This window comes from Burkholderia sp. AW33-5, assembly GCF_053427615.1.
The window spans coordinates 204,296-217,201 of record NZ_JBSAXA010000006.1; the positions used below are offsets into that span (position 1 = coordinate 204,296).

General features: G+C 67.0%; 10 protein-coding genes. 8 read left to right on the top strand and 2 right to left on the bottom strand.

Annotated elements, in window-relative coordinates; all coding sequences use genetic code 11:
- Positions 1-70: 70 nt before the first annotated feature.
- The 5 genes from ACV22V_RS13830 (at position 71) to purU (ending at position 5,194) form a co-directional block, all read left to right on the top strand.
- Positions 71-2,077: a monovalent cation:proton antiporter family protein gene (locus tag ACV22V_RS13830; RefSeq protein ID WP_059526284.1), complete on the top strand. Its 2,007-nt coding sequence runs from the start codon at positions 71-73 to the stop codon at positions 2,075-2,077.
- Between the two features lie 78 nt (positions 2,078-2,155).
- Positions 2,156-2,722: an adenine phosphoribosyltransferase gene (locus ACV22V_RS13835; protein ID WP_059526281.1), complete on the top strand. Its 567-nt coding sequence runs from the start codon at positions 2,156-2,158 to the stop codon at positions 2,720-2,722.
- A 34-nt stretch (positions 2,723-2,756) separates the two neighbouring features.
- Positions 2,757-3,371 (top strand): LysE family translocator, encoded by a 615-nt coding sequence (locus ACV22V_RS13840; RefSeq protein ID WP_059526081.1) that lies wholly within the window; start codon positions 2,757-2,759, stop codon positions 3,369-3,371.
- A 4-nt stretch (positions 3,372-3,375) separates the two neighbouring features.
- On the top strand, positions 3,376-4,233 hold the full coding sequence (locus ACV22V_RS13845; protein WP_448014210.1) for an NUDIX hydrolase: 858 nt from the start codon (positions 3,376-3,378) through the stop codon (positions 4,231-4,233).
- A gap of 76 nt (positions 4,234-4,309) precedes the next feature.
- Positions 4,310-5,194: a formyltetrahydrofolate deformylase gene (purU, locus tag ACV22V_RS13850; protein WP_059526077.1), complete on the top strand. Its 885-nt coding sequence runs from the start codon at positions 4,310-4,312 to the stop codon at positions 5,192-5,194.
- Positions 5,195-5,316: 122 nt separating this feature from the next.
- On the opposite strand, the gene ACV22V_RS13855 is transcribed toward purU, so the two are convergent.
- Both ACV22V_RS13855 and uvrA read right to left on the bottom strand, forming a co-directional pair.
- Positions 5,317-6,399, bottom strand: coding sequence for an AI-2E family transporter (locus ACV22V_RS13855; RefSeq protein ID WP_059526075.1), 1,083 nt, complete (start codon positions 6,397-6,399; stop codon positions 5,317-5,319).
- Positions 6,400-6,654: 255 nt separating this feature from the next.
- Positions 6,655-9,540 (bottom strand): excinuclease ABC subunit UvrA, encoded by a 2,886-nt coding sequence (gene uvrA, locus ACV22V_RS13860; RefSeq protein ID WP_059526073.1) that lies wholly within the window; start codon positions 9,538-9,540, stop codon positions 6,655-6,657.
- A gap of 275 nt (positions 9,541-9,815) precedes the next feature.
- Between uvrA and ACV22V_RS13865 the strand changes: the two genes are divergently transcribed.
- The 3 genes from ACV22V_RS13865 to ACV22V_RS13875 all read left to right on the top strand — a co-directional run bounded on the left by ACV22V_RS13865 (position 9,816) and on the right by ACV22V_RS13875 (position 12,776).
- A complete protein-coding gene (locus ACV22V_RS13865; protein ID WP_059451442.1) occupies positions 9,816-11,003 on the top strand; it encodes an MFS transporter in 1,188 nt (395 codons plus the stop codon).
- A gap of 103 nt (positions 11,004-11,106) precedes the next feature.
- Complete coding sequence (locus ACV22V_RS13870; protein ID WP_059691466.1) at positions 11,107-11,661, top strand: single-stranded DNA-binding protein; 555 nt, start codon at positions 11,107-11,109, stop codon at positions 11,659-11,661.
- 350 nt (positions 11,662-12,011) lie between these two features.
- The gene (locus ACV22V_RS13875) at positions 12,012-12,776 is read left to right on the top strand and encodes a ParA family protein (RefSeq protein WP_059526069.1); all 765 of its coding nucleotides are present in this window, start codon (positions 12,012-12,014) and stop codon (positions 12,774-12,776) included.
- Positions 12,777-12,906 lie beyond the last annotated feature (130 nt).

Genomic DNA, 12,906 nt, shown 5'->3' on the forward strand with positions numbered 1-12,906 from the left:
ATGCCGCTTGCCCACCGCCACCACCCGCGCCCGCATTGCCGTGGCCCCGACGAACGAGGACGCTTCGCCCGTGATTTCCCCGCTCGAAATGACCCTGCTGCTGCTGCTGGCCTCGGTGGTGGGCGTCGTCGTATTTCGCTCGTTGAACCTGCCGCCGATGCTCGGCTACCTGACCGTCGGCATCCTGGTCGGGCCGCACGCGTTCGGCGTCGCCGCGGATCTGGAGCGGGCCGAGCATCTCGCGGAATTCGGCGTGGTGTTCCTGATGTTCTCGATCGGCCTCGAATTCTCGCTCGCGAAGCTGCGGGCGATGCAGCGGCTCGTGTTCGGGCTGGGCCTCCTGCAGGTGGTCGCGACGCTCGTGCTCGCGCTGGCGCTCGGCATGCTGTTCGAGCGCTGGGTGCACATCACGTGGCAGGGCTGCATCGCGCTCGGCGGCGCGCTCGCGATGTCGTCGACGGCGATCGTGTCGAAGATGCTCGCCGAGCGGCTCGAGATCGAGACCGCGCACGGCCGCAACATCTTCGGCGTGCTGCTGTTCCAGGATCTGGCCGTGGTGCCGCTGCTGATCGTGATCGCCGCGTTCGGCGCCGAGTCGTCGAAGGATCTCGCGCTCACGCTCGGTTTCGCGGCGGTCAAGATCGTGATCGCGCTGGCGCTGCTGCTGATCGTCGGGCAGCGTTTCATGACGCGCTGGCTCAACGTCGTCGCGCGGCGCCGCTCGCAGGAGCTGTTCGTGCTGAACCTGCTGCTCGTCACGCTCGGCGCCGCGTTCATCACCGACCGCTTCGGCCTGTCGCTCGCGCTCGGCGCGTTCATCGCGGGCATGCTGATCTCCGAGACGCCGTTCCGCCATCAGGTGGAGGAAGACATCAAGCCGTTTCGCGACGTGCTGCTCGGCCTGTTCTTCGTGACGACCGGGATGCTGCTCGATCCGCGCGTGATCTGGGAGCATCCGTTGCTCGTGTTCGGCTTCTTCGTCGGGCAGATCCTGTTCAAGGGGACGATGATCGCTGGCCTCGCGCGGCTGTTCGGCGCGACGCCGGGCGTCGCGATGCGCACCGGCATCGGCCTCGCGCAGGCCGGCGAATTCGGCTTCGTGCTGCTGAACCTGATCCTCGACCGGCATCTCGTCGATCCGACGCTGCTGCAGGCGATTCTCGCGTCGATGCTGCTGTCGATGCTCGCCGCGCCGTTCCTGATCCAGAATGCCGACCGGATCGTGATGCGGCTGTCGTCGACGGAATGGATGCAGCAGTCGCTGCAGATGACGCGGATCGCGACGCAAAGCCTCAAGCAGCGCGGCCACGTGATCATCTGCGGCTACGGCCGCGCAGGGCAGAACCTGGCGCGCATGCTCGAGCAGGAAGGCATTTCGTACGTCGCGCTGGACCTCGACCCCGATCGCGTGAGCGCGGCCGCGACGGCCGGCGAATCGGTCGTGTTCGGCGACGCGGCGCGCCGCGAGTCGCTGCTCGCGGCGGGTATCCATCGCGCGGCGGCCGTCGCGATCACGTATGCGAACACGCCGTCCGCGCTGCGCGTGCTGCATCACGTGCACGAACTGGAGCCGACGCTGCCGGCGATCGTGCGCACGGTCGACGACGCCGATCTCGAGAAGCTGCTCGCGGCCGGCGCGACCGAGGTGATTCCGGAGATCGTCGAGGGCAGCCTGATGCTCGCGTCGCACACGCTGGTGCTGGTCGGCGTGCCGATGCGCAAGGTCGTGCGGCGTGTCGAGGAGATGCGCGACGAGCGCTACAGCCTGTTGCGCGGCTATTTCCGCGGCGCGGACGATGCGGACGACGACGATCACGAGCAGGTGCGGCTACAATCGGTGCCGGTCGATGCGCGCGCGGACGCGGTCGGGCGCTCGCTGGAGGAACTCGGGCTGTATGCGCTCGGGCTGGAAGTCACGGCGATCCGCCGGCACGGCATCCGCGGCGTCGAGCCCGACCCGCAGACCAAGCTGCGCGCGAGCGACATCGTCGTGCTGCGCGGGCTGCCAGAGGCGCTCGCGCTTGCGGAGGAGCGGCTGTCGCGCCATCGGCGCGAGCCGCCGGCCGCGGTCGCCTGAGTCGCGATTCGATAACCTGACCCGTATTTGTTCGAAACGGTGCCCGATCTTCGCGCACCGTTTTTTTCGGAGAGTTTCATGCCGCATTCGTCGTCGGGCGCACCGCTCGATCCGGTCGCCTTCATCCACAGCCAGATCCGCACCGTGCCCGACTGGCCGCAGCCGGGCGTGATGTTCCGCGACATCACGACGCTGCTGCAGAGCCCGAAGGCGCTGCGCATCCTCGTCGACCTGTTCGTCGAACGCTATGTCGATGCGAAGCTCGACTACGTCGCGGGGCTCGACGCGCGCGGCTTCATCATCGCGCCGATCGTCGCGTACGAATTGAGCGTCGGCTTCGTGCCGATCCGCAAGGTCGGCAAACTGCCGTACAAGACGTGCTCGGAGTCGTACGACCTCGAATACGGCAGCGCGACGGTCGAGATCCACGAAGACGCGTGCCGCGCCGGCGACCGCGTGATCATCATGGACGACCTGATCGCCACCGGCGGCACGATGATGGCGGGGCGCAACCTGCTGCAGCGGCTCGGCGCGGTCGTCGTCGAAGGCGCGGCGATCATCGATCTGCCCGATCTCGGTGGCTCGACGCTGCTGCGCAACGCGGGGCTGCCCGTCTATACCGTCACCGAATTCGCCGGCCACTGAACCACTGGACGCCGGCCCACGCCGCGAGGTCACGATGCCCAACTTCATGCTGTTTCTCGCCACGTCGATTGCGATCACGTTCGCGCCGGGTCCCGACAACCTGCAGGTGCTCGCGCGCGGCATCTCGCAGGGCCGCGCGGCCGGCTTCGTCGCCGCGCTCGGCTTCACGGCCGGGATCCTGTTCCATACGACGCTCGCGGCGCTCGGCGTCGCGGCCGTGTTGCGCTCGTCGCCGGTCGCGTTCCAGATACTGAAGCTCGCGGGCGCCGCGTACCTCGTGTGGATCGGCATCAAGGCGCTGCGCAGCCAGGGTCTCGCGAACGCGCACGAGCGTCCGCCGCAGCCGCTTGGCGCGATCTTCCGGCAGAGCGTGATCGGCAACCTGATGAATCCGAAGGTCACGCTGTTCTTCGTCGTGTTCCTGCCGCAGTTCGTCGATCCGCATGGCGTGCAGGGCGTGACGCTGCAGATGTTCGAGCTCGGGGCGCTGTTCATGCTGCAGACGGCCGTGGTGTTCTCGCTGTTCGGCGTCGGCGCGGGCGCGATCGGCACATGGCTGAAGCGCCGCCCGAAGGCCGGCGTGTGGCTCGACCGGATCGCCGGCGCGACTTTCATCGCGATCGGCATTCGCGTCGCGCTGAAGGACTGAGCCGATGACGTTTCCGTGCATCGCAGCCGCGCGCCGCTTCGATCCGGCCGCGCACCTGCGTTTCGAGATCGCCGGCGAGCAGGTCGGCTGGGTGCGTCGCCGGGACGTCGCGAAGCTCGCCCGCTGGCCCGACGTGTTCGAGCTGACCGACGCGCGCGTCGTGCTGTCGGCGCGTTACGACACGGTCGACGCGCGCAGCATGGCGCTCGCGAGCGCGATCGGCGCGCTCGCGGCCGAGGGCGCGATTCCGGGCTGGCGCGACGAGATCTACGCGATCCGCAACCGCTTCGACGATCCGCCGCTCGCGTATATCGAACGCGCCGCGTCGCGCTTCTTCGGCACGCAGACCTATGCGGTGCACCTGAACGGCATCGTAGAATATGCGGTTGCGCCGGGCGAGCCGGCCGTGCCGCGGATGTGGCTCGGCCGCCGCAGCGCGACCAAGGCCACCGATCCCGGCATGCTCGACAACGTCGTCGCGGGCGGCATCGGCTGGGGCCTGGGCGTTCACGAGACGCTCACGAAGGAATGCTGGGAAGAGGCCGGCATGCCGGCCGAACTGGCGGCGCGCGCGATCGCGGGCCGGGCGGTGCAGGTGCTGTGCTCGCTGCCGGAAGGCACGCAGTCCGAACTGATCTTCGTGTACGACCTGCCGCTGCCGCGCGACTTCGCGCCGCACAACCAGGATGGCGAAGTGGCCGAGCACCTGCTGGCCGGTGTGCCCGAGGTGATCGGCTGGCTGCGCGAAGGCCGCGCGACGATGGATGCGAGCCTCGCGATGCTCGACACGCTGCTGCGCCATCGCTGGCTCCCGGCGGCCGACGCGGCCGGCATCGACGCGCTGTTCGCGCCGGCCGCGTAACGCGCGGCACGCCGGCACGAGCGCGGCCGAACGAACGGCCTATTTGACGAATACCGAAACGAAGGGAGTAGCGGTCATGTCGACCGATCACAGCTTTATCTTGAAACTGTCGTGCCCCGACCGGCACGGCATCGTCCACGCGGTCTCGGGCTTCCTGTTCGAGCGCGCCAACAACATCCTCGATTCGGCGCAGTTCGGCGACAGCCGCACCGGCGAGTTCTTCATGCGCGTGCACTTCGTGCAGGACGGTGGCGGCGCGGATGCCGCGTCGGCGCTCGACACGCTTCGCAACGAATTCGCGCCGCTCGCCGAGCAGTTCGCGATGCGCTGGGAGATGCACGACGCGGCCGTGAAGCCGCGCGTCGTGATCATGGTGTCGAAGATCGGCCACTGCCTGAACGACCTGCTGTTCCGCTACCGCACCGGCCAGCTGCCGATCGAGATCCCGGCGATCGTGTCGAACCACAAGGAGTTCTACCAGCTCGCCGCGAGCTACAACATCCCGTTCCATCACTTCCCGCTCGTCGGCGGTTCGTCCGATGCGGCGAAGGCCGCGCAGGAAGCGCGCGTGCTCGAAGTGATCGACGAACACCAGGCCGATCTCGTCGTGCTCGCGCGCTACATGCAGATCCTGTCGCCGAACATGTGCCAGCAGCTCGCCGGCCGGGCGATCAACATCCACCATTCGTTCCTGCCGAGCTTCAAGGGCGCGAAGCCGTACTACCAGGCGTTCGACCGCGGCGTGAAGCTGATCGGCGCGACCGCGCACTACGTGACGACCGATCTCGACGAAGGCCCGATCATCGAGCAGGAAGTCGAGCGCGTCGATCACAGCATGACGCCCGACCAGCTCACCGCGATCGGCCGCGACGTCGAGTGCGTGACGCTCGCGCGCGCCGTGAAGTGGCACGTCGAGCACCGGATCGTGCTGAACGGGACGAAGACGGTCGTGTTCCGCTGATCGGCGGTTCGGGGCGGCTATCGGCCGTCCGGCCCGCCGGCCCGCGTGCAAAAACGCCGCGCCCTTCACGGGGCGCGGCGTTTTTTTCGTGTGAGGCGCGCGACGCGCCGGGGCGGGGGGCGTCAGATCAACCGCAGCATGTACAGCTCGCGCTTCAGGTACGCATAGAAGATCGGCGCGGCGATCACGCCCGGCAGCCCGAACGCGGCTTCCATGATCAGCATCGCGAGCAGCAGCTCCCACGCGCGCGACTCGATCTGGCCGCCGATGATCTTCGCGTTCAGGAAGTATTCGAACTTGTGGATCACGACGAGGAACGCGAGCGACGCGATCGCCGTACCCATGCTGACCGACAGCGACACCGCGACGATCAGCGTGTTCGAGATCAGGTTGCCGATCACCGGCAGCAGGCCGACGATGAACGTGACGAGCACGAGCGTCTTCGACAGCGGCAGCCGCTGATGGAAGATCGGCAGCGCGACGAGCAGGTAGATGCCGGTGAAGGTCGCGTTGATCGCCGAGATCTTGATCTGCGCGAACACGATCCGGCGGAACGATTCGGCGAAGCGCGACACGCGCGTGACGAGCGCGGTCGACAGCGGCCGGCGCACCTTGCCGTGCTCGACGCCGATCGCGATCATCGCGCCGATGATCATCCCGAACAGCACGTGGCCGAAGCCGCGCGCGACGCTCTTGCCGCCTTGCTGGAGCTGATCCATGTGCGAGTGCATCAGCAGCGCCGCCTTGGTCTTCATCTGTTCGACGTCGACCGGCAGCAGGCTCGCGATCCAGGACGGCGTGCGGGCGCGGGTCTGCTCGACGATCTGCATCAGCTGGTCGAGCAGGCTCTGCAGGTTCGGCACCGTGTGCTCGAAGTGCTCGATGATGCCGATCGTCAGGCCCGTGAGCCCGCCGACGATGGCGATCGACAGCAGCACGACGGCGACCCAGCGCGCCCGCATGCTCGTGGTGTGGCGTTCGACCACCGGGGCGATCGTGTGGATCAGCTGATAGACCAGCATGCCGGCCAGCAGCCCGCCCAGCAGCTTCAGTTCGATGACGAGCACCATCGCGACGAGGGCGAACAGGTAGCTGCCGATCTCGATTGCCGACAGCTTCGGCAGGCTGAAGTCGCTCGTCAGCCGCACGCTGCGCAGGTGCGGCTCGCGGTTCTGCGCGTCGCGCGACTCTTGTTGCTTCTCCATCGTGGATTCCTGTCGTTCGTGTGTCGTGCCGCGCGGTGGGCGGCAGGACGGCGGTCGCCCGGTGCCGCACCGGATTGGTGCGGATGGCGAACCTTACGACCGTAAAGTATAGCTGCCATTATGGTCCGCCACGGGGCAGTTTGGCTCGTGGTGTAAACGCAGAAGGGAAAACCGCAGAAGGGAAAACGATGAGGCCGGCGCCGCCGCGGGCGCCGGACGCGCGCGGCCGGCAGCCGCGCGCGGGAACGGAAAGTGTCAGCCGGCCGCCGCCTTGCGGGTGGGACGCTTGAGCAGCGGCGCGAGGTACTTGCCGGTGAAGCTCGCCTTCGTCTTCGCGACCTGCTCGGGCGTGCCCTGCGCGATGATCTGGCCGCCGCCGGCGCCGCCCTCGGGGCCGAGGTCGATCACCCAGTCGGCGGTCTTGATCACGTCGAGGTTGTGCTCGATGATCACGACCGTGTTGCCCTGGTCGCGCAGCCGGTGGATCACTTCGAGCAGCAGCGCGATGTCGTGGAAGTGCAGGCCGGTGGTCGGCTCGTCGAGGATGTACAGCGTGCGGCCCGTGTCGCGCTTCGACAGCTCCAGCGACAGCTTCACGCGCTGCGCCTCGCCGCCCGACAGCGTCGTGGCCGACTGGCCGAGGCGGATGTAGCCGAGGCCGACGTCGAGCAGCGTCTTCAGCTTGCGGGCGATGACCGGCACCGCGCTGAAGAATTCGTACGCGTGCTCGACCGTCATGTCGAGCACTTCGCTGATGTTCTTGCCCTTGTACTGCACTTCGAGCGTTTCGCGGTTGTAGCGCTTGCCGTGGCACACGTCGCACGGGACGTAGACGTCCGGCAGGAAGTGCATCTCGACCTTCAGCACGCCGTCGCCCTGGCACGACTCGCAGCGGCCGCCCTTCACGTTGAACGAGAAGCGGCCCGGATCGTAGCCGCGCTCCTTCGCGGTCGGCACACCCGAGAACAGCTCGCGGATCGGCGTGAACAGGCCCGTGTAGGTGGCCGGGTTCGAACGCGGCGTGCGGCCGATCGGCGACTGGTCGACGTTGATCACCTTGTCGAAGTGCTCGAGGCCTTCGATTGCCTCGTGCGGCGCCGGCTCGGCCGACGAGCCGTACAGGTGGCGCGCGACCGCGTGGTACAGCGTGTCGTTGATCAGCGTCGACTTGCCGGAACCCGACACGCCGGTGATGCAGGTCAACAGGCCGACCGGCAGCTCGAGATCGACGTGCTTCAGGTTGTTGCCGTGCGCGTCGACGATGCGCAGCATCCGCTCCGGATCGGGCGCGATCCGCTCGTCCGGATACTCGATCGTGCGCTTGCCGACCAGATACTGGCCCGTCAGCGACTGCGGGTTCGACTGCACCTGCTTCGGCGTGCCTTCGGCGACCACCACGCCGCCGTGCTCGCCCGCGCCGGGGCCCATGTCGACGACGTAGTCGGCCGTTCGGATCATGTCCTCGTCGTGCTCGACGACGATCACCGAGTTGCCGAGGTCGCGCAGGTGCTTGAGCGTCGCGATCAGGCGGTCGTTGTCGCGCTGGTGCAGGCCGATCGACGGCTCGTCGAGCACGTACATCACGCCGGTCAGGCCCGAGCCGATCTGCGACGCGAGCCGGATCCGCTGCGCCTCGCCGCCGGACAGCGTTTCGGCGCTGCGCTCGAGCGACAGGTAGTCGAGGCCGACGTTGTTCAGGAAGGTCAGGCGCGCGACGATTTCCTTGATCACCTTGTCGGCGATCTCGCGCTTCGCGCCGTCGAGCGACAGGCCGTCGAAATAGCCGAGCGCGTCGCGCAGCGGCCAGCCGCTGATTTCATAGATGCCGCGCGCGTAGTCGCCGGTGCCGACCCGCACGTGGCGCGCCTCGCGGCGCAGCCGCGTGCCGTCGCACGACGGGCACGGCTGGTTGTTCTGGTATTTCGCGAGCTCTTCGCGCACCGCGACCGAATCGGTTTCGCGGTAGCGGCGCTCGAGGTTCGGGATGATCCCTTCGAACACGTGCTCGCGGATCGTCGTGCGGCCACGCTCGTTGATGTACGAGAACGGGATCGTCTGCTTGCCCGAGCCGAACAGCAGCACCTTGCGGATCTTCTCGGGCAGGTCCTCGAACGCGGCGTCGATGTCGAATTCGTAGAACGCCGCCAGGCTCTGCAGCATCTGGAAATAGAACTGGTTGCGGCGGTCCCAGCCCTTCACGGCGCCCGCCGCGAGCGACAGCGACGGGTGCGCGACGACCCGCTTCGGATCGAAGAACGTGATCTGGCCGAGGCCGTCGCATTCCGGGCACGCGCCCATCGGGTTGTTGAACGAGAACAGGCGCGGCTCGAGCTCCTGCAGCGAGTACGAGCAGATCGGGCACGCGAACTTCGAGCTGAACAGGTGTTCGCGGTCGGTGTCCATTTCCAGCGCGATCGCGCGGCCGTCGGCGAGGCGCAGCGCGGTCTCGAACGATTCGGCGAGGCGCTGCTTCATGTCCGGGCGCACCTTCAGCCGGTCGACCACGACGTCGATCGTGTGCTTGTCGTTCTTCTTGAGCTTCGGCAGCGACTCGACCTCGAAGATCTTCGCGACGCCCTCGTTCGCGGTGCCGCCGCCCGAGCGCACGCGAAAGCGGACGAAGCCCTGCGCCTGCATGTCCTCGAACAGCTCGGCGTGCTCGCCCTTGCGGTTCGCGACGACGGGCGCGAGGATCATCAGCTTGGTTTCCTCGGGCAGCGCGAGCGCCGCGTCGACCATCTGCGACACGCTCTGCGCCTCGAGCGGGATGTCGTGGTCGGGGCAATACGGCGTGCCGACACGTGCGAACAAAAGTCGCAGGTAGTCGTGGATTTCGGTGACCGTGCCGACGGTCGAACGCGGGTTGTGGGACGTCGCCTTCTGCTCGATCGAGATCGCGGGCGACAGGCCCTCGATCAGGTCGACGTCGGGTTTCTCCATCAGTTGCAGGAACTGGCGGGCGTACGCGGACAGGCTTTCGACGTAGCGGCGCTGGCCTTCGGCATAAAGGGTGTCGAACGCGAGCGACGACTTGCCCGACCCTGACAACCCGGTAATCACGATCAGCTTGTGGCGCGGCAGGTCGAGATTGACGTTTTTCAGGTTGTGGGTGCGTGCCCCACGGATACGGATCTGTTCCATGAACCTGGCGAAAATGGAGGGAACCAAACCTGCTACTATAACGGCTTTTCGAGGCCGTCGTTGGGGGTCCCCAGCCTTTGCAGCAGCTGGCAGCAAGGCGGTTCCACGCCGGGGAAGCGGCCGCGCCGCACGGCTCGAGGCGGCCCGCGGGCAGCCTGCGTGACGTCCCGGAAAGCAGTCCCGGAAAGCGCCTGCCAGGCCCGCCGGGCCGGTGGCCCTGATCTTCCGCCGCCCGCCGCCGGGCGGACATTCCGATCATTCGAAATTCATTCCCGATGTCCAATCCGTCCGCCACGTCTTCCCGCATGAGTGCGCCCGAACTGCGCGCGACCACGTCGCTCGCGGCGATCTTCGCGCTGCGCATGCTCGGCCTGTTCATGATCATGCCGGTTTTCTCGGTCTACGCGAAAACCATCCCGGGCGGCGACAACGTGCTGCTCGTCGGCATCGCGCTCGGGGCCTACGGCGTCACGCAGTCGCTGCTGTACATCTTCTACGGGTGGGCGTCGGACAAGTTCGGCCGCAAGCCCGTGATCGCCACCGGCTTGCTGATCTTCGCGCTCGGCAGTTTCGTCGCCGCGTTCGCGCACGACATCACGTGGATCATCGTCGGCCGCGTGATCCAGGGCATGGGCGCCGTGTCGTCCGCGGTGCTCGCGTTCATCGCCGACCTGACCTCCGAACAGAACCGCACGAAGGCGATGGCGATGGTCGGCGGCTCGATCGGCGTGTCATTCGCGGTCGCGATCGTCGGCGCGCCGATCGTGTTCCATTGGGTCGGGATGAGCGGGCTGTTCGCGATCGTCGGCGTGCTGTCGATTCTCGCGATCGGCGTCGTGATGTGGATCGTGCCCGATGCGGCGAAGCCCGTGCACGTGCCGGCGCCGTTCGGCGAGGTGCTCCACAACGGCGAGCTGCTGCGCCTGAACTTCGGCGTGCTCGTGCTGCACGCGACGCAGACGGCACTGTTCCTCGTCGTGCCGCGCCTGCTGGTCGACGGCGGGCTGCCGGTCGCCGCGCACTGGAAGGTCTACCTGCCGGTGATGGGGCTCGCGTTCGTGATGATGGTCCCGGCGATCATCGTCGCGGAAAAACGGGGCAAGATGAAGCCGGTGCTGCTCGGCGGCATTCTGGCTATCCTTATCGGCCAATTGTTGCTCGGCAGCGCACCGCATACCATCCTGATTGTGGCGGCGATCCTGTTCGTATACTTCCTCGGCTTCAACATCCTGGAAGCGTCGCAGCCGTCGCTCGTGTCGAAGCTCGCGCCCGGTTCGCGCAAGGGCGCGGCCACGGGCGTCTACAACACCACGCAATCGATCGGGCTCGCGCTCGGCGGCATCGTGGGCGGCTGGCTGCTGAAGCACGGCGGCGCGAACACCGTCTTCTATGCATGCTCGGGGCTCGTGGCGGCGTGGCTTATAATCGCGGCCAGCATGAAAGCGCCGCCGCGCAAGGCCTGAACCCTCTTTTCGGGCAGGCACCGGCGGCGCTCGCCGGCTTGCCCGGCGGGCCGCTCCGACGACATTCGCGGGCGGCCCGGCATCGAATTTACTGGAGAAACACATGGCATCCGTCAACAAGGTCATCCTCGTCGGCAATCTCGGCGCCGATCCTGAAGTCCGTTACCTGCCGAGCGGCGACGCGGTTGCGAACATCCGTCTCGCGACGACCGATCGCTACAAGGACAAGGCAAGCGGCGATTTCAAGGAAATGACCGAGTGGCACCGCGTCGCGTTTTTCGGCCGTCTCGCCGAAATCGTCAGCGAATACCTGAAGAAGGGTTCGTCGGTCTATATCGAGGGCCGTATCCGCACGCGCAAGTGGCAGGGCCAGGACGGCCAGGATCGCTATTCGACCGAAATCGTCGCCGACCAGATGCAGATGCTCGGCGGCCGCGGCGGTTCGGGCGGCGGCGGCGGTGGCGGTGGTGACGAAGGCGGTTACGGCGGCGGCTACGGTGGTGGTGGCGGCGGTCGCGGCGGCGAACAGATGGAACGCGGCGGTGGCGGCGGCCGTGCCGGCGGTGCGCCGCGCGGCGGTGCAGGCGGTGGTCAGAGCCGTCCGAGCGCGCCGGCAGGCGGCGGTTTCGACGAGATGGACGACGATATTCCGTTCTGACGGAACGTCGGCATCCCGCACCGGAATGGGCCCGAATGTCCGAGTCAAGCGAATCGCTTGGCACGGGCCTTCGGGTCTTTTTTCGTTTACGCCCCGCGCCCCGGAGGCCGGCCGTGGCTGACGCGCTTCCCCCCGTGCGGCGAACATCTCGCAGGCTTCACGCCGACGAAATCGCGCCGAGTGACCGCAACTGCTGAACAGGACTGGATCCTCGCGACAACGGACCGATGGAGCGGGCCCGGCAACCGTCATGCGTCAGAGCCGCTGCCGCGCATCTGACCTATGTCACGCGGCCGCCACGATTGACCGGCTAAGCTCGTTCTTTCGACGTTTCGATCGAAGGAGACACCATGCGGCGGGTCGTGTTCAACCAGAAGGGCGGTGTGGGCAAGTCGACGATCGTCTGCAACCTGGCGGCGATCAGCGCGAGCGAAGGGCTGCGCACGCTCGTCATCGACCTCGACGCGCAGGCGAATTCCACCCGCTACCTGCTCGGCGATCGCGCGGCCGACGCGCATCCCGGCGTCGCCGAATTCTTCGAGACCGCGCTGACGTTCAACTTCCGGCCGGTCGACGTCGCATCGTTCATCCATCCGACGCCGTTTGACGGGCTCGACGTGATGCCCGCGCATCCGGACCTCGACACGCTGCACGGCAAGCTCGAGTCGCGCTACAAGATCTACAAGCTGCGCGATGCGCTCAACGAGCTCGACACCTACGATGCCGTCTACATCGACACGCCGCCCGCGCTGAACTTCTACACGCGCTCGGCGCTGATCGCGGTCGAGCGTTGCCTGATTCCGTTCGACTGCGACGACTTCTCGCGCCGGGCGCTGTACACGCTGCTCGAGAACGTGAAGGAAATCCAGCAGGACCACAACGCGGCGCTCGAGGTCGAAGGGATCGTCATCAACCAGTTTCAGCCACGGGCGAGCCTGCCGCAGCGGCTGGTCGACGAGCTCGTCGAGGAGGGGCTGCCGGTGCTGGCGTCGCGGCTGTCGGCGTCGGTGAAGATCCGCGAGTCGCATCAGCAGTCGACGCCGGTGATCCATCTCGAGCCGGCGCACAAGCTCGCGCAGGAGTTTCGCGCGCTGCATCGCGAACTGGTCGGGTGAGGGGCGGGCGCCGTCGCACGTCCCGGCGATTTATATACGATCATTGAATTCGTCATTAATAATCCCGGGAACGATTTCAAAATAAATCTGGAAAAACGATTACATAAGCATCCGCCCCATTTTCAATGCG